This window comes from Bacillus altaicus (assembly GCF_042136375.2).
Taxonomy (GTDB): Bacteria; Bacillota; Bacilli; order Bacillales; family Bacillaceae_G; genus Bacillus_A; species Bacillus_A cereus_U.
In genome coordinates this window covers 4,538,041-4,557,449 of record NZ_CM143394.1, presented here as the reverse complement: position 1 = coordinate 4,557,449, position 19,409 = coordinate 4,538,041, and the positions used below count along the sequence as shown (strand labels likewise).

Here is a 19,409-nt window from a genome sequence, read left to right as displayed (position 1 = left end):
TTTCTCTTTTACATATATCATTACTTGTTGAAATACTCATTTCTAATATGTTTTTCCTTCAAAAACTTTTCAATTTCTTTTTGCTTTCTACCATTAACTTTCTCAAAGCGTTTTGTAAAAGAAAAATCAGTCCTGAATAAGTTACCATCTTGAGCGAGTTTTTCTAGTTCCTGATCTAGTTCTACTGAAAGTGCCGTAGACGATGAATTAAATTCATAGATTTCTTTCGAAGGTTTTTTGTAATTTCTCTCGATCGGATTCAGTGACACTCTCGTCAGACATACTTGAAGAAAGTGGAACGATGTTTTCAAATAGCTCTCCGGTATAATCTAAATAACTTTTTATACTTTGTTTCATTTCATCTTCATTAATCGTTTCATTTTTCTTTGAGGAAGTGAATATAGTTTCTGGAATTTTAATAGTAACATCTTTAATAGATTGTAAATCGTTTTCTTCGTTAGATTGTGCGCTGTTTGAACAAGCTGATAGAAATAAAAGAGTAAGCAACATGAGTGAATATAAAGTATATTTCTAGAGGATGATATTTTAAGATAAATAAATTTTGTAAGCGCATACTATTCTTATTGTCAAAATACTGTCAAATTCATATCATTGGAAAAATAATGCATTTGTAATATAATGATAAACGATACTTCACCACATTAATTAACTAGGTGAAATTAAAAATCTTTATTACACACATTATGAAATAAAGGGATGATTAGTTTGAGTACAGGTGTAAAAGCAAACGACGTGAAGACAAAAACAAAAGGAGCAGATCTTGTTGTTGATTGTTTAATTAAACAAGGTGTTACACATGTTTTCGGTATTCCAGGAGCGAAGATTGACTCTGTATTTGATGTACTGCAAGAAAGAGGACCAGAGTTAATTGTTTGTCGTCATGAACAAAACGCAGCTTTTATGGCAGCTGCTATTGGTAGATTAACAGGGAAACCAGGCGTATGTCTTGTAACTTCAGGACCAGGGACATCGAATTTAGCGACAGGTCTTGTTACTGCGAATGCGGAGAGTGATCCCGTTGTTGCTTTAGCTGGTGCGGTTCCGCGTACTGATCGCTTAAAACGTACGCATCAATCTATGGATAATGCTGCACTATTCGAACCAATCACAAAATATAGCGTAGAAGTAGAGCATCCAGATAATGTGCCAGAAGCATTAAGTAATGCATTTCGAAGTGCGACTTCTACAAATCCGGGAGCAACTTTAGTAAGTCTTCCGCAAGACGTTATGACTGCGGAAACGACTGTAGGGTCTATCGGTGCGCTTTCTAAGCCACAGCTTGGAATCGCTCCCACACATGAGATTACATATGTAGTAGAAAAAATAAAATCAGCGAAATTACCAGTTATTTTACTCGGTATGAGAGCGAGCACGAATGAAGTAACGAAAGCGGTTCGTGAATTAATTGCTGATACAGAACTTCCTGTTGTTGAAACATATCAAGCAGCTGGCGCGATTTCACGTGAGTTAGAAGAGCATTTCTTCGGCCGCGTTGGATTATTCCGTAACCAACCAGGTGATATTTTACTAGAGGAAGCGGATCTTGTTATTTCTATCGGTTATGACCCAATTGAGTATGATCCGAAATTCTGGAATAAACTTGGAGACAGAATGATTATTCATCTTGATGACCACCAAGCGGATATCGATCATGATTACCAACCAGAGCGTGAATTAATTGGTGATATCGCTTTAACTGTAAATGGCATTGCGGAGAAATTACCGAAGCTTGTATTAAATACGAAATCAGAAGCAGTTTTAGAGCGATTACGCGCAAAATTATCAGAGCAAGCAGAAGTTCCAAACCGTGCTTCAGAATGTGTTACGCATCCACTTCAAGTCATTCGTACACTTCGCTCTTTAATTGATGACGATACAACTGTTACGTGTGACATCGGTTCCCATTATATTTGGATGGCAAGATGTTTCCGTTCTTATGAACCACGCAGATTATTATTTAGTAACGGTATGCAAACGCTAGGTGTTGCACTTCCTTGGGCAATTGCAGCTACTTTAGTAGAACCGGGTAAAAAAGTAGTCTCAGTGTCAGGTGATGGTGGTTTCTTATTCTCAGCGATGGAATTAGAAACAGCGGTACGTTTAAATGCACCGATTGTACATCTTGTTTGGAGAGACGGTACGTATGATATGGTTGCATTCCAGCAAATGATGAAATACGGTAGAACATCAGCTACAGAGTTCGGTGATGTTGATATTGTGAAATATGCAGAAAGTTTCGGTGCGACAGGTCTTCGCGTTCATACTCCAGATGAACTGGAAGATGTATTGAAATCCGCACTAGCAGCAGACGGTCCGGTCATTATTGATATTCCAATTGACTATCGTGACAACATTAAATTAAGCGAGAAACTATTACCAAACCAATTAAACTAATGGGGGCATGAGTGAGATGACTGTTGCGCAATTAATTGATATTGATGCAAAAAGAACGAAAACGAATAATGAAGTATATCAAACATCTACAATGCTTGCACTATTAGATGGTATATATGATGGTGTTATTAACTTTGAGGAACTAAAAGAACGTGGTGATTTCGGCATCGGCACATTTGATCAATTAGATGGTGAAATGATTGCATTTGATAATGAATTTTATCATTTACGTTCAGACGGTTCAGCGGAAAAAGTAGAACCGGAAGAAACAACACCTTTTGCGACTGTAACGTTTTTTGAAAAAGAAATGAGTTATACGGTAGAGCGTCCGATGAATCGTGAAGAAGTTGAAGCGTTATTACATGAATTAATGCCAAGTAAAAACTTATTTTATGCGATTCGAATGGATGGTACGTTCCGTGAAGTAAGAACGAGAACTGTTCCAAGACAAGAAAAACCGTATACGCCGCTCGTTGAAGTGACGAAATCACAACCGATCTTTTCATTTAAAGATACAGAAGGTACGCTAGCTGGATTTTGGACACCAGATTACGCGCAAGGTATTGGTGTAGCTGGTTTCCACTTACATTACATTGATGATGAAAGAAGCGGGGGCGGACATGTTTTCGACTATGTTGTAGAAAACTGTACGATACAAATTTGTCAAAAAGCTCATATGCATTTAGCACTTCCTGAAACAGCTGATTTTATGGCAGCTGAATTATCAAGAGAAAACTTAGAGAATGATATTGCGGCCGCGGAAGGTGCGGAGTAAAAAGGAATCGAAATTATGTATTCTCTATATAAAGAACCGAAGTCTTGTTCAGGCTTCGGTTTTTATCATTGGTTCGCAATCTTCTCGTGAAATTCCCCTCTCTAATTTCACTGCAGGCCTCATTATGTTTAATTTGTAAAATGAAACCCCAATTTTGAAGCAAAAGAAATATAAATTTCTCTCCAAACATATACATCAAAAGGGTAGGGGGGATATGATGGAAAACTCAATTACTATTAGTTTATGCATGATTGTAAAAGATGAAGAACAGGCTATATCAAAATGCTTAGAATCGGTCAAAAGTGTTGTGGATGAAATTATTATTGTAGATACAGGTTCAACAGATGCTACAAAAGAGATTGTGAAGAAGTACGATGCGAAAGTTTATGATTTTCAATGGATTGAAGATTTTTCAGCGGCACGAAATTTTGCATTTTCTAAAGCTACAAAAGAATATATTCTTTGGCTAGACGCAGATGACATAATAGGTACGGATGATGGAAAGAAATTGCTACAGTTAAAACATACATTAGATCGTAGTACGGATGCAGTATCTATGAAATATTATTTAACTTTTGATATAGAAGGAAATCCAACGCATTCTTTAAGGAGATATCGATTAGTCAACAGAAGTAAAAATTTTCAATGGTATGGATTTGTTCATGAATATTTAGAGGTGTATGGAAATCTTATAAATAGTGATGTAGGGGTAAGTCATAAAAAAGAAAAAGCATATACTAATCGTAATTTAAAAATATATGAAAAACATCTTGAGAGTGGAAAAGAGTTTAGCCCCCGCGATGTGTACTATTATGCAAATGAATGTAAGGATCACAGATTATATGATAAGGCTGTTAAGTGGTATTCAAGGTTTTTAGATGAAGAAAAGGGTTGGGTTGAAGATAATATTCAAGCTTGTTTAAAAAGAGCCGAATGTTACTTAGAGTTGGGGGACTTAAAAAAATCTATACATTCGTGTTTACAATCATTTATGTATGACACACCTAGAGGAGAACTTTGTTGCCACTTAGGACGTGTATTTTTGCAACAAAGTGAATATGCCAAAGCAATATATTGGTACCATGCCGCAATTGACGGACCAAGGTCAAAAGATTCTCCATTTGTCCGGGAAGAGTGTCATACATGGTTGCCGCATATTCAACTATGTATTTGTTATGATCGAATAAAAGAATATGAAAAGGCAATTTATCACAACGAACAAGCTGCACAGTTCATACCTAATAATCCAAGTATTGAATATAATAGAAAATATTTTGATGGTTTATTCAAAAAATAGTATTTAATAATACTAGATAATTATTTCGGTTGCTGAGAGGAGTCTGATTCATGCTCACAAGTATAATTATATTAACTCATAATCAATTACAATACACAAAAGAATGTATCCAAAGTATTAGAACGTATACAGTGGAACAAGAGTATGAGTTAATAGTTGTGGATAATGCATCAACAGACGGTACTGTAGAATGGTTACAAAAACAATCGGATATTATACTAGTGGAAAATGCGGAAAATATGGGTTTTCCAAAGGGATGCAACCAGGGAATTAAAGAGGCAAAAGGTGATAATATTCTATTGTTAAATAATGATGTGGTCGTAACTAAAAATTGGTTAAGAAACTTAATTCGGTGTTTGTATGAAAACGAAGATACTGGAGCTGTAGGGCCCGTAACGAATAATGCTGCTTACTATACTGCTATACCAACCTTTTATAAGGATATTCAAGGGATGCAGAATTTTGCAACTTTATATAATCAAAGTGATAAAAATAAATGGGAAGAACGTATGAAATTAATAGGATTTTGTATGCTTATAAAAAAATCAGTGTTAGATGAAGTTGGAGTATTAGATGAACGATTTACACCGGGGAATTATGAAGATGATGATTTGTCGTTAAGAATTTTTGAAAAGGGATATAAATTGTATTTATGTAAAGATACATTTATTCATCACTATGGAAGTGTATCATGGAGAGAAGACAGTGTTAACTTTTCCATAGTTTTACATGCAAATAATATAAAATTGTATGAAAAATGGGGATTTTATGGTGAAAGTTTATACATTCATTATGATTTACTAGCAATTGTCGATCGATTTGCGCCTGATCAAGTAAATATTCTTCATATAGGAGCTGGATGTGGTGCAACTTTATTAGAAATGAAAAGGCGTTACCCGGCAGTTTCCATATTCGGTGCAGAAGTTAATGAAAAAGCGGCAGCTCTTGCAAATAGGGTAGGTCCTACAACTTCTAGTGAGTATGACAAGTTACACGAGTTATTTACAGATGAAAAATTCCAGTACATTCTACTATCACATCCTATTGAGCCAGCGCAATTACCTCATGTCATACAATCTATTTCTCAACTTTTAACTCCAACAGGAACTTTCATTATGTCGAAATTCAATTTAGATAATTACAATGCATTAAAAAATTCATAAAAAAATTAATATTTTTTTAGGTTCCTCTTCGGAGGTGAACTGCATTTGGGAATTTTGGAGAGAAAATGGTTCCTTCTATATATACAAAACCGAAATCCAATCCCGGATTTCGGCTTTTCGATGTGTGATGAAATACGAAACCGCCTTCGTATTTCTATTGGTTTGATCGTTTGTAAATATACAGGGTGGGGCGATTTTTTTATGCAAAAAAAGAGCTATCCTATAAGTCAGTGAAACCAACTTATAGGATAGTTCCTTTACTTTGAAACAAACGGATGCTTTTCATAATAAAACCGCCATGGATAGTGAACGGCTTCTTCTGCATAATCAATATTAATACGAGGACCAGCTAGTATGTTATGTGTGGATGATAAATGGCCTTCTTCAGGAACTAATTCAATATGTAACGTATCATTTTGAAGTGATACGCCGCGCTCTTCTAAAGTGATTCCGAGTGCGCGGCATAGTTTTCCGGGGCCATTTGTTAAGTTTTTATACTGAGCTTTCGTAATGTCAGTTTTGTTGTAGCGCGCTAGTGTCATGTCTTCGATTCCGTCTACAGGTTCAAGAGCACGAATAAGAACTCCTTGCGGGGTGCCGATTGATGCTGTAATTACGTTAAAGCAATGATACATACCGTAAATTAAATATACGTAAGCATGTCCTGGTGCGCCGAACATTACTTCTGTTCGATTAGTCCGTCTTCCTCCGTAACTATGAGCGGCCTTATCATCTGGACCTTTGTATGCTTCTACTTCTACAATAATTCCGCTTCGCTTTATGCCGTCTACAATATGAACGAGTTTATGTCCGAGTAACTTCTTTGCGACCTCTAACGTATCGCCTTCATAAAAAGAAGGTGGTGCCTGCATTGTACTATCTCCTTTGCCCGTCGTATATGTATATAGTAAACCAAATTTACAGTAGTAATTCTAACTCGTTCTATTTACTACATTTATTTCATAAATTATGGATAGAGTACAACAGCGAAGAGGGGGAGTGCGACATGATTTATCGCTTACTAGCTCTTAATATAGATGGGACACTACTATACAACAACGGAAAAATTGCTAAAGGGTTACGGGAGACAATTGACTTTGTGAAAAGAAAAGATGTATACGTTACATTATTTACGAATCGTAATTTTCAATCTGCTCATAAAATAGCGAAGGCGTTAAAATTAGATTCTATATTAGTTACACACGGTGGAGCTTTCATTTCAGCAACGTTAGATAAGCCGTTCGCTCAAAGGAGATTATCTGAAGAGAAAACCTTTAATATTGTGCAAGTGTTAGAGCATTTTGATTGTAATGTTCGCATTTCTCATGAAAGATATTCAATTGGGAATCGTGAGAGAAATACACCAAACTTAATTGCGCGTACTGTGTTATCAAGCGCAGATCCATTATTTTATCCGGTTCAATTTGTAGATTCGCTAGGGGATGCACTGCGGGATCATCCAGTAGCTGCACCAAAAATTGATATCGTTTTCCATACGAAAGGTGAAAAAGAAAGAGGGATGAATACGTTAAGAAAGGCATTTCAAGATGTAGAGTACATCGAGTGTGATGCGAGGCATATAGAAATTCTCCCTCAAAATGTATCAAAACTACGCGGTTTACAATTACTTGGGGAGCATTTAAATATTAACCTTAGTGAAATGGTTGCGATTGGAGATAGCATAGAAGACTTAGAGGTAATTGAAAATGTTGGCCTTGGGGTAGCAATGGGGAACGCTCCTGTAGAGTTAAAGCAAGCCGCAGACTGGATTACACGTTCTAATACTGAGAACGGCGTAGAGTATATGATTAAAGAGCATTTTCGTAAGCAATTCCCGCTTCCTTTTTTAAAGAATCATAAACATACACCGAAACGATGAACAAAGAAACGTAGCATTTTCGCTACGTTTCTTTGTTTGTAAATATATATTTATAGGGAAATGAGAGTGCCTAAATAGTGAATTGTGTGTTAAATCAATACAATTCACTTGATTACTTTAGCAAACTATTGTAGAGTGAAGGGTGTTGCCACGTAGTTCACCATGTGAAATATCCTTCGAGTTGTTTTAGCTCCTATATGTTTAGTTTCGTATTTTTTATTCAAGCACTATCCAAAAAATGATTTGTGATAAACTTAAAAATCTGTAGAGCATCTTCTTTTTATTTAAATGGATTGTTTTAAATTAATGTGAATAAGTTTTAGTACATATGAAATGTGCTTCTTTTGTTGTTTTAGGAAGTTTAAAAGGGGGAATGAATTTCTTGAGGAAATCATTTAGTCAAAAATTTAAAAAAATAAGTAGTAGTTTTATAGTTGTATTACTAATATGTATGAATTTTTTAATCCATTTACCAATTAAAGCAGAGGCAGCTACAACAGAATTAAAAGGTTTAGGCGATGTATCTTATTACAACGCCATCATTTTTGGAGATCATAGTGCAACGAGTGCGGATATTGAGGGTGCGATGGCTATTCAAAAAAATATGAATGCATCAAGTTATACAGTCTTAGCGGCTGCAACTGGAGCAAACAACTTAGCTGGAGCAACATGGAAAGATGAAGGATATCCATCATTATTACTAGGTGGTCAATTTACGAAAGCGGGAGCAGGACAAGTAATTATCCAAGATGGAACAGTGGCAATGACAAAAGATGGTGACCCAGAAGGCGTAATGAAATCATCATATGACCGTATCTCTTATAAAGAGCAAGCAGAGATTGATGCTAAATTTAAAGAATTTAGAAAAGACGTTGATGGTGTAATTGGGGATGCGGGTCAATTGCAAACTGATAAGCCAAAACTTAATATGAGCTTTGGAATCGGTGAAGATGTAAACAACCCTAATATTTACGTTTCTTCAGGCTTAACAGGAAAGAAAATATTTGATGTAAGAGATGTTTATCTTCCGAATGTAAATAACAAAGACTTTATTGTTATTTATTCAGACGCAGAAGAAGTGAATTTTGGTAGCGGTGCAATTTTGTACGATACGAGAAATACTGGGATGGCAACAGACTTAATTAATACATCTCAAGCATATGACCCTAATTCAGCTTTTACTGAGTTAGCTAGTAAAGTCATTTGGGTGTTCCCTAATGCTACAAAGATAACAACTAAAGGTTATGGTGTAGTAGGTAGTGTGTTTGCGCCTAATGCTGTTGTAGAGACAAAAGGTGGTTCTATTAACGGACAAGCCTATGTTGGAGGATTACACCAAAGAGATGGATTTGAGGTTCATAACTTTAAATTTAATTGGCCAAAGTGGAATAAGCCAGTAGTTGAAAAAGGAAACTTACAAATTAAAAAAGTTGATGCAAATGATGAAAATATTGTTTTAAAAGACGCAAAGTTTGATGTTATAGACAAAGATAATAATGTTGTGGCTACTGTTACAACGAATGAAAAGGGTATTGCTGAAGTCAAGGATTTACCACTTGGTGACTATTTTGTAAAAGAAATAAGTGCACCAGAAGGATATATAAAAGTTGATACACCAGTAAAAGTAACAATTGATAGTACAAACGTAATTAAAATTGTTATGAAGAATACGAAAAAAGTAGAGAATGGCCAATTTAAATTATTGAAAAAAGATAGTGAATCTGGTCAACTTCTACCAGGTGCAAAATTTGATGTTATAGATAAAGATGGAAATGTTGTTGAAACAATTATTACAGATGGTAAAGGTGCAGCTTTATCAAAACAACTTCCAGTTGGAACATATACATTAAAAGAAGTTGAAGCACCAAAAGGTTATGAACTATCATCTAGCTCAGTTCGTGTTGATGTAGAGGCTAATAAAGTAGTTACTGTAGATGTGTTGAATAAAAAGATCGTTGAAAAAGTAACAGGTCAATTTGAAATCGTAAAAGTAGATGCGAATGATAAAACGAAGCTATTATCGGACGCAGAGTTTGAAGTGTATAAAGATGGTAAAAAAATAGATACATTACGAACAGATAAAACAGGTAAAGTAATCTCTAAGAAATTAGAACCAGGAAAATACACATTAAAAGAAACGAAAGCACCACAAGGATATAAATTACTAAAAGAAGAAATTGAAGTCGTTGTGGAAGCAAACAAAGTAGTACAAGTACAAGTAGAAAATGCGAAAGAACTAGGAAGCTTACAAGTAATCAAAAAGGATGCAGAGAGTGGAAAAGTTCTAGAAGGCGCAGAATTCAGACTGAAAAACGAAACTGGTCAAGTAGTTGGAGAAGCGAAAACAACAGATAAAGATGGTGTTGTGACATTCGAAAACTTAGTGCCAGGTAAGTACACGTTAGAAGAAACGAAAGCGCCGGAAGGCTACAAAGCGGTAGAATTAAAAGTGGAAGTAAATGTTGTAGCGAATGAAGTAGTAAAACAAGAAGTAATGAACGAAAAAGTTCTGGGTCAATTTGAAATCGTAAAAGTAGATGCGAAAGATAAAACAAAGCTATTATCAGATGCAGAATTTACTGTGTATAAAGATGGTAAAAAGGTAGCAGAGTTGAAAACTAATGAGAGTGGAAAAGCGATGTCACCGAAATTACCATTAGGTGAATACACAGTGAAAGAAACGAAAGCACCAGCAGGTTACAAGATTTCAAATAAAGAATGGAAAGTAACAATTCAAAATGAGAAAGAAGTAGTAAAAGTAGAGGCAGAAAATGAAAAACTCTTGGGCTCTCTACAAATTATTAAAACAGATGACAAAGATCAAGCGAAACGTTTAGCAGGCGCAGTATTTACATTGAAAGATGCTAAAGGAAATGTTGTAAAAGAAAAAATTACAACAGATAAGTCTGGAACGGTTAAAGTAGAAGGACTAGTACCGGGTGAGTATACGTTAGAAGAAACAAAAGCACCAGAAGGTTATGAGTTAACAAAACAAGTAATTCATGTAACAGTAGACGGTGAAAAAGTTATTGATGTAAAAGTAACGAATAGTAAGAGCCTTGGTCAATTTGAAATCGTAAAAGTAGATGCAAACGATAAAACGAAGCTTTTATCAGACGCAGAATTTGAAGTGTATAAAGATGGTAAGAAAGTAGAGACGTTACAAACAGATAAAACAGGTAAAGTCATCTCTGGAAAATTAGAACCAGGAAAATACACGTTAAAAGAAACGAAAGCACCACAAGGATATAAATTACTAAAAGAAGAAATTGAAGTTACTGTTGAAGCGAACAGAGTAGTACCAGTAACAGTTAAAAATACGAAAGAACTAGGAAGCTTACAAGTAATCAAAAAGGATGCAGAGAGTGGAAAAGTTCTAGAAGATGCAGAATTTAAATTAAAGAATGAAAATGGTCAAGTAGTTGGAGAGGCGAAGACAACAAATAAAGATGGTGTTGTTACATTCGAAAACTTAGTGCCAGGAAAGTACACGTTAGAAGAAACGAAAGCGCCAGAAGGCTACAAAGCGGTAGAAGTTACAGTAAAAGTAAATGTTGTAGCAAATGAAGTAGCAAAACAAGAAGTATTGAATGAAAAAGTGAAAGAAAAAATTACAGGCCAAGTAGAAATTACAAAGATAGATGCTAATGATACAGATAAAACATTAGCGGGCGCAGTGTTTGAAATTTGGAAAGACGGAACAAAAATAGACACATTAACAACAAATAAAAACGGTAAAGCAATTTCTAAGAAGCTAGAACCAGGAGATTACATTTTAAAAGAAGTTCAGGCACCAGAAGGATATAAATTATCTGATAAGGAAACTAAATTTAAGATTTCTAATGAGAAAATAGAAGTTAGAAATCTTCAAATTACAAATGAAAAAGAAACAGGAAAAGGTCCAGAGAACCCAGGTGGAGAAACAGAAACACCGGGTGGAGAGACAGAAACACCAGGTGGAGAAACAGAAACACCAGGTGGAGAGACAGAAACACCAGGTGGAGAAACAGAAACACCAGGTGGAGAGACAGAAACACCAGGTGGAGAAACAGGAACACCAGGTGAAGGAACGGAAAAGCCAGGTGGAGAAACAGAAAAGCCAGGTGAAGGAACGGAAAAGCCAGGTGGAGAAACAGAAAAGCCAGGTGAAGAAACAGAAAGCCCAGGCGAAGGAACAGAAACTTCAAGTGAAGAAGTAGGAAAGCCTAACTTACCAGAAAAAGAACAAGGCGTTTCTAATAATCAAAAACTTCCAGCTACAGGGCATAATACGAATTACCTTCCATTTATAGGTGTAATTCTTATGTTATTAGGAATACGTTTAAGATTTATGATTAAAAATAGCTAATAGGTTTATAAAAGGCATAAGAGAAATGTTATTTCTTATGCCTTTAAGTTTTTAATAGAAGAAATAAGGTAAAACCTTCTGTATTGACCTGCAAACGCCCTTCAAGTAAACTAAAGAGAGTTTGCAAATGAAAAGGTGATAATGTTGTTAATTTCAATTAAAACGTTACAAGACGATCGTTTTTTACGTCCGCTACAAAATATTGGCGGTTTATTTTTTGAAGAGAGCACGATAGGGTTTGAGAAAGAAGAAGCAAATCTTATCGTTGATATACAGATAGAAGGTAATGTGACAGCATCGGCTCGTTTAACAGATGTTGCGACTGGAAATGTATATGAAGAAACATTCTCTAAAGATTTATCTGCTTTCACAGAAGAAAAAGAACGTATGAAGCAAGTGAAACATGTTGTTTCTTACGTATATCTTTCTGTACTTCAACAGCTAACTGGACTTGAACAGAGCTGGGGAATTTTAACAGGGGTACGCCCAACGAAGCTTCTTCACAAACTGCTTCAAAATGGTATGTCAAAAGAAGAAGCGCATAAAGAACTTCGTGAAAGTTATTTAATTCATGAAGAGAAAATTGAACTTCTTCAGCGTATTGTTGATTGCCAATTAGCGGTTATTCCAGATTTATACCGTTTGAAAGAAGAAGTAAGTATTTACATCGGTATTCCGTTTTGTCCTACAAAATGTGCGTACTGTACGTTCCCGGCTTATGCAATTAACGGACGCCAAGGATCAGTTGATTCGTTCTTAGGCGGGTTACATTATGAAGTTCGTGAAATTGGTAAGTTTTTAAAAGAAAAAGGTGTTACAGTTACGACGATTTATTACGGCGGTGGTACACCGACGAGTATTACAGCAGAAGAGATGGATATGCTGTATGAAGAAATGTACGAAGCGTTCCCAGGTGTAAAAGATGTACGTGAAGTAACAGTTGAGGCAGGTCGCCCAGATACGATCACACCAGCAAAGCTAGAAGTGTTAAATAAATGGAACATTGACCGTATTAGTATTAATCCGCAGTCATACCATCAAGAGACACTAAAGGCAATTGGACGTCATCACACTGTAGAAGAAACGATTGAGAAGTATCATTTAGCACGTGAAATGGGAATGAACAATATTAATATGGATTTAATTATTGGTCTTCCTGGTGAAGGATTAGACATCTTTAAGCATACGTTAGATGAAACAGAAAAGTTAATGCCAGAATCGTTAACAGTTCATACGTTATCATTTAAACGTGCTTCTGAAATGACGCAAAACAAACGTAAATATCAAGTAGCAGGTCGCGAAGAAATTACTGCGATGATGCATGAGGCGGAAGAGTGGACGAAGAACCACAATTACGTACCATACTATTTATATCGTCAAAAAAATATTTTAGGTAACTTAGAAAACGTTGGTTATGCAATACCGACGCAAGAAAGTATCTACAATATTGTTATTATGGAAGAAGTACAATCGATTATCGGACTTGGTTGCGGCGCATCAAGTAAATTTGTTCACCCACAAACAGGAGCAATTACACACTTTGCGAATCCGAAAGATCCAAAATCATATAACGATGGCTTCGTGAAATATACAGAAGATAAACTGAAAATTTTAGAAGAGCTATTCGTTTAAGAAGAAGGGGGTTGTTCCGATTTGGAACAGCCTCTTTTTATATTGTCAGTTTTTGTCGGTAAGTCGATATATTCGAAAAATCGCTGATATAAATTGAGTTGCGTTCGATATATTTTAAAAATCGCCGATATATTTCAAGTTGCGTTCGATATATTCAAAAAATCGCCGATATAATTTCATTTACCATCAAACGGTCCTTTTTGTAAAACTATGTCGATAATAATCAGAAAAATTAGTCAGATCATTAGAGGACAATGTCTACTTATAGACGAAATGATAGATTTATGGAAGAGAAAAGGGGGGAATTGTTGGCATGTACATGACGATAGGGAGAATTTTTGATTTGGCAGTTGGCAAGTATCCGAATAAAGAGGCGTTAGTAGAACCAGAAAAAAATATTCGCTGGACATATAAACAGTGGGATGAGCAAATAAATAAAACGGCGCAAGCTCTATTGAAAGAAGGAGTAAGAAAGGGAGATTGTGTATCTGTTTACTTATATAACTGTCGTGAATTTGTAAACGTTTACTTAGCCTGTGCCAAAATTGGGGCGGTCTTCAATCCAATTAATTTCCGCTTAAAAGCAAAAGAATTATCATATATCCTCCAAGATGCAGCCTCGAAAGTAGTTGTCTTTGAAAAAGCAGTTGAATCAACAGTTACTATGATTGAACGAGATTTTCCAAATTCGTCTTTTTGGTATGTAGAAGACGATGCACCTTCTTATGCTAGTTCCTACCATGAAAAAGTAAATGAAGCATCAGCCGAAAAAGTAGATATTGTAGTCGATGAAATGGATTATTGCTCTATGCTTTATACGAGTGGTACGACGGGTCATCCGAAAGGCGTACTACATCGCCATCGTGATATGGCTGAGCATAGTATGATTTGTACGTATTTCATAAAATATAACAGGGATAGCGCCGGTCTTGTGGTAGCGCCTTTATATCATTGCGGCGAGTTAAACGCTGGAATCATACCGCGCATTCAAGTTGGCGGAAAGAATGTTATTTTACATCATTTTGATACGGATAGAGTATTACATACCATTCAAGAAGAGAAGATTACGACGTTTTTTGCAGCACCAACGATGTGGAATATGTTACTGCAAAAAGATCTAACTAAGTATGATTTAACTTCGATGAAGATTGGTGTATATGGCGGGGCTGCAATGGCACCAGCTTTAGTGAAGGAATGTAAAGAGCGTCTTTATATTGATCTTGTCCAAATTTACGGAATGACAGAAATGGGACCGGTTGTTGCGTTTCTCGTAGAAGAGGATCAAATTACGAAAGCTGGTTCAGCAGGAACGCCGTGCTTTAGCCATGAAATTCGAATTGTTAAACCGAACGAAGATGGACCAGCAGAGCCAGATGATATGTTGCCCCCTTATGAAGTAGGGGAAATTATTTTACGCGGCCCGACTATGATGGCTGGATATCATAACCGAGAAGAAGCAAATGCAAAATCGATGTATAAAGGCTGGTATCATTCTGGTGATTTAGGCTACTTCGATAAAGACGGTTATTTATTCGTTGCAGACCGCGTTGATGATATGGTAATTAGCGGTGGTGTAAATATTTATCCTCGTGAAGTTGAAGATTTCCTTCATAGTCACCCTGGTGTATTAGATGTTGCGGTACTTGGTGAGCCAGATGAACTATGGGGAGAACGTGTCGTTGCGGTCGTTGTAAAGAAAGATGAAAATATTTCAGAAACTGATTTAGAAATGTATTGCAAAGAAAGTGATGAATTAGCAGATTATAAACGTCCGCGTCATTACTTATTTGTAGATGAACTTCCTCGTAATGCGAGCGGAAAATTACAAAAATTTGTGCTAAGAGAGTCGTTAAAAGGTGCGAAGAAATAAAGAGTAGAGCAGTCGTCTATACAAATAAGGCTATCTTTCTTAATAAGGAAAGGTAGCCTTATTATTGTGAAATTATTAAAAATGAGGAGATAGCAAGCTGAAAAATTTGTATGTACCTTCTATATAATTACTTCTTATTATTATAGTAGAATATATTTTTTCTTAATGATTTGATTTTAAAATCATATTATCCGTTTTAAATAGGTTGAGTTTTGAAATGGATGAGGAATATTAAAATAGTAAATGTTAGTATGTAATTTTGGGATATGTTTGTACTTCATTACTAGTGGAATAAAGTTATTAGAGGAGAATTGTAATGGATAATGTTTGAAAGAGGAAAATGGTCAGTCATCAGATGACTTTATGGATGAATTGGTCATTTAGTATATTTTGCTAGCATGAATATAGTAACAAATTAATATGTAAATAAACAGTCTTGTAATGTATTTTTATTAGTACTAATATTTATTGTTGGCTGCCAAAACAAGAAGTAGAAAGGAACAATATGGTTAATGAATCGTGTTGTTTACGAATTTGTTTTGCATGATTAAAGATAGTTTGATGCTGCAAATATTCTTTAGTTGTACCCTTTTTAAAGGTGGTTTAGGGTGGAAAGGATTTCACAATAAAAAAATGTGATAATTAAAGATGGAGGCATTATGAGTACATATTTAAAAAGAATATCTGTAATTTGTTTTATTTTTACTGTTATTATTGGACAAGTTTTTACACCTATCATAGGGCATGCTCAAGAATTAAACACAGCAGGATTTGTTGATAGTTTTGCAATCGAAAAAACAACATTAAATTATGGGGAACAGACTAGCATACGTGTAAACTTTAGTGAAAAACCTGGAAAAGAGATGAAATCTGGTGATACATTAACGTTAGCGCTCCCGCCAGAATTAAAGGGCTATAGTGGCACAATTGCATTAAAGGATGATTCAGGACGTGTTTTTGGTACGTGCCAGATCAATGCAAATAATGTAGTTTGTACATTTAATGATGCAGTAGAGAAGCTTGAAAATATTAGAGGGAACTTTAATTTCACTGTTCAAGGTACAAATGTAGAAGCAGGAAAAACGAAAGATGTCCAAACGAATTTAGGGACAGATTTAGAAAAACAAACGGTTAGAATTACTCATTCAAAAGGGGACGGGAAAGAACCGGGAATCTTTTTCTATAAATCTGGTGATATTCAGCCAGACAAAAGTAATGAAGTACGTTGGTTTTTAAATATAAATTTAAAGAAACAATATTTACATGACAATATTATTTTGAAAGATACTTTACAAGAAGGACAAATGCTAAATAAGGATAGCTTTACTATTACTATCAATAATAAAGAGTATTTGTCTCTTAAGCAATTTCAAGACCGAGGCTATGGATATATTAAGTTTACTAGTGATAACTCATTTGAAGTTGTAGTTTATAGACATATGGGGAACGCCACTTCATTTACTGTTGCCTATACATCAACTATAACTGAGAGTGGGAAAAAATTAGAATTTCTACAAAATGACTATAAACTTGATTATCAAATTTTATATGAGAAACCTACTTCTGAATCTAATAGTGTAAAGGTTAAAAATATATCATTTGGTGGCGAAGCTGAAGGGGATTTACCTGCGAAAGGAACACTGCAAATTGTTAAGCATATTGAAGGAAACGAAGGGAAAGTTATCCCAGGTGTTTCTTTTAAATTGTACACAGAGTCAGGTCAGCAAATTGGTGATTCCTATACAACAAATCAAGACGGAGTAGTTGAGGCACCAAATCTTGCTCCAGGTAATTACTATGTACAAGAAATTGCTGCTCCGAACTACGTAGAGTTTGATCCGAAAGCAAAAATTCCTTTTACAATTAAGAAGGATGCTGTAAACGGAATAAAACTTATGGTTCCAAATAAGTTGAAAACTACATCAGTTACGGGAACGAAAACGTGGGAAGGCGACAAAGTAAACGATCGCCCAAAAACAATTAAAGTAGATTTACTGCAAAATGGTAAAGTTATTGCAACGAAAGAAGTTACTGCAGCAAATGGTTGGAAATATGAGTTTGAAAAGTTACCAGCAGTTGATAATGAAGGAAAAGCTCATAAGTACGAAGTGAAAGAACAACCAGTATCAGGATATCAACCGAAAGTTAACGGATATGATATTACAAATATAAAGATACAGGAAGCAACAGAAGTAGAAGAGCCAAATAAAGAAGAAACAACAGAAGAGATGGAAGACCCATCAAAACCGGAAGAACCAAAGGTGACAGAAGAGCCGAATAAGTTAGAGAAACCAGAGGTAACAGACAAACCGGAAATCTGGGTAAAACCAGAAGAAGAAAATAAAGAAGAAACAACAGAAGAAATCGAAGAGTCATTAAAACCGGAAACACCAAAGGTGACAGAGGAACCAACTGTATTAGAGAAGCCAGAGGTAACAAACAAACCGGAGATCTTGGTAACACCAGAACAAGAAGAAAATAAAGAAGAAACAACAAAAGAAATCGAAGAATCAATAAAACCGGAAGAGCCAAAGGTAACAGAAGAGCCAAATGTGCTAGAGAAACCAGAGGTAACAAACAAACCGGAGATTTTGGTAACACCAGAACAAGAAGAAAATAAAGAAGAAACAACAAAAGAAATCGAAGAATCAATAAAACCGGAAGAGCCAAAGGTAACAGAAGAGCCAAATGTGCTAGAGAAACCAGAGGTAACAAACAAACCGGAGATTTTGGTAACACCAGAACAAGAAGAAAATAAAGAAGAAACAACAAAAGAAATCGAAGAGTCATTAAAACCGGAAACACCAAAGGTGACAGAAGAGCCGAATGTATTAGAGAAGCCAGAGGTAACAAACAAACCGGAGATCTTGGTAACACCAGAACAAGAAGAAAATAAAGAAGAAACAACAAAAGAAATCGAAGAGTCATTAAAACCGGAAACACCAAAGGTGACAGAAGAGCCAAATGTATTAGAGAAACCAGAGGTAACAGACAAGCCGGAAATCTTAGTAACACCAGAACAAGAAGAAAATAAAGAAGAAACAACAAAAGAAATCGAAGATCCATTAAAACCGGAAACACCAAAGGTAACAGAAGAGCCGAATGTGTTAGAGAAACCAGAGGTAACAGAAAAACCGGAAATCTTAGTAACACCAGAGGAAGAAGAAAATAAAGAAGAAACAGTAAAAGAAATCGAAGATCCATTAAAACCGGAAACACCAAAGGTAACAGAAGAGCCGAATGTGTTAGAGAAACCAGAGGTAACAGAAAAACCGGAAATCTTAGTAACACCAGAGGAAGAAGAAAATAAAGAAGAAACAACAGAAGAAATCGAAGAGTCAATAAAACCGGAAACACCAAAGGTGACAGAAGAGCCGAATGAGTTAGAGAAGCCAGAGGTAACAGAAAAACCGGAGATCTTGGTAACACCAGAGGAAGAAGAAAATAAAGAAGAAACAACAGAAGAAATCGAAGAGTCAATAAAACCGGAAACACCAAAGGTGACAGAGGAACCAAATGTGTTAGAGAAGCCAGAGGTAACAGACAAATCGGAAGTCTTAGTAACACCAGAACAAGAAGAAAATAAAGAAGAAACAACAAAAGAAATCGAAGAGTCATTAAAACCGGAAACACCAAAGGTGACAGAAGAGCCAAATGTGTTAGAAAAACCAGAGGTAAAAGAGCAACCGGTAGTATCAAACAAACAAAATGTACAAGATAAAGTAGAAGTACAAAGCAAACAAGAGGTACAAAATAAATCTGAAGTACCATCTAGTAAAGAAAATAATAAGCAATCAAAGTTACTTCCTCAAACAGGGGGAGCATCAACTGAATCTACTTCTATTATGGCAGGTATGTTCGCATTAATTTTTGGAGCGATGTTGTTTAGACGTAAAAAAAATTAATGAACGTGAGAGTTAGTTCGGAAACCAAATGTATGTGAAAAAGCGGAGACTATGGGTCTCCGCTTTTTTTATCCCGCATTAACGGGCAGTAAGACTCCCACCTCGAAATTCGGTGAATGCGAGGA

At 35.6% G+C, this 19,409-nt stretch carries 10 protein-coding genes and 1 pseudogene; 9 read left to right on the top strand and 2 right to left on the bottom strand.

Translation table 11 applies throughout. From position 1 onward, the window contains the following. Positions 1-86: 86 nt before the first annotated feature. Positions 87-510: pseudogene (locus ACE38F_RS23555) on the bottom strand (NDxxF motif lipoprotein); the annotation flags it as partial. 216 nt (positions 511-726) lie between these two features. Here ACE38F_RS23555 and alsS point away from each other — a divergent pair. The 4 genes from alsS (at position 727) to ACE38F_RS23535 (ending at position 5,650) form a co-directional block, all read left to right on the top strand. Beyond that, positions 727-2,415: an acetolactate synthase AlsS gene (gene alsS, locus ACE38F_RS23550; RefSeq protein WP_375371155.1), complete on the top strand. Its 1,689-nt coding sequence runs from the start codon at positions 727-729 to the stop codon at positions 2,413-2,415. A 16-nt stretch (positions 2,416-2,431) separates the two neighbouring features. Next, positions 2,432-3,190 carry an alpha-acetolactate decarboxylase gene (gene alsD, locus ACE38F_RS23545; protein WP_375371156.1) on the top strand — a complete coding sequence of 253 codons (759 nt, stop codon included), beginning with the start codon at positions 2,432-2,434 and terminating at the stop codon, positions 3,188-3,190. A 217-nt stretch (positions 3,191-3,407) separates the two neighbouring features. Next, positions 3,408-4,487: a tetratricopeptide repeat-containing glycosyltransferase family 2 protein gene (locus tag ACE38F_RS23540; protein ID WP_341307576.1), complete on the top strand. Its 1,080-nt coding sequence runs from the start codon at positions 3,408-3,410 to the stop codon at positions 4,485-4,487. 50 nt (positions 4,488-4,537) lie between these two features. Next, entirely contained in the window at positions 4,538-5,650 is a 1,113-nt protein-coding gene (locus ACE38F_RS23535) for a glycosyltransferase (RefSeq protein WP_375371157.1), read from the top strand. Between the two features lie 257 nt (positions 5,651-5,907). Here the strand turns inward: ACE38F_RS23535 and ACE38F_RS23530 are convergent, their stop codons facing one another. Beyond that, complete coding sequence (locus ACE38F_RS23530) at positions 5,908-6,522, bottom strand: DNA-3-methyladenine glycosylase (protein WP_341307574.1); 615 nt, start codon at positions 6,520-6,522, stop codon at positions 5,908-5,910. Positions 6,523-6,656: 134 nt separating this feature from the next. On the opposite strand from ACE38F_RS23530, the gene ACE38F_RS23525 reads away from it, so the two are divergent. The 5 genes from ACE38F_RS23525 (at position 6,657) to ACE38F_RS23505 (ending at position 19,284) form a co-directional block, all read left to right on the top strand. Next, on the top strand, positions 6,657-7,529 hold the full coding sequence (locus ACE38F_RS23525; protein ID WP_215555374.1) for a Cof-type HAD-IIB family hydrolase: 873 nt from the start codon (positions 6,657-6,659) through the stop codon (positions 7,527-7,529). Between the two features lie 382 nt (positions 7,530-7,911). Further along, positions 7,912-11,877, top strand: coding sequence for a SpaA isopeptide-forming pilin-related protein (locus ACE38F_RS23520; RefSeq protein ID WP_375371158.1), 3,966 nt, complete (start codon positions 7,912-7,914; stop codon positions 11,875-11,877). A gap of 141 nt (positions 11,878-12,018) precedes the next feature. Next, a complete protein-coding gene (locus ACE38F_RS23515; RefSeq protein WP_375371159.1) occupies positions 12,019-13,509 on the top strand; it encodes a coproporphyrinogen III oxidase in 1,491 nt (496 codons plus the stop codon). Between the two features lie 313 nt (positions 13,510-13,822). Further along, entirely contained in the window at positions 13,823-15,379 is a 1,557-nt protein-coding gene (locus ACE38F_RS23510; protein ID WP_375371160.1) for a fatty acid--CoA ligase, read from the top strand. Positions 15,380-16,038: 659 nt separating this feature from the next. Further along, positions 16,039-19,284, top strand: a complete 3,246-nt coding sequence (locus ACE38F_RS23505; RefSeq protein ID WP_462782391.1) for a Cna B-type domain-containing protein — start codon at positions 16,039-16,041, stop codon at positions 19,282-19,284. The last annotated feature ends 125 nt before the right edge of the window (positions 19,285-19,409 follow it).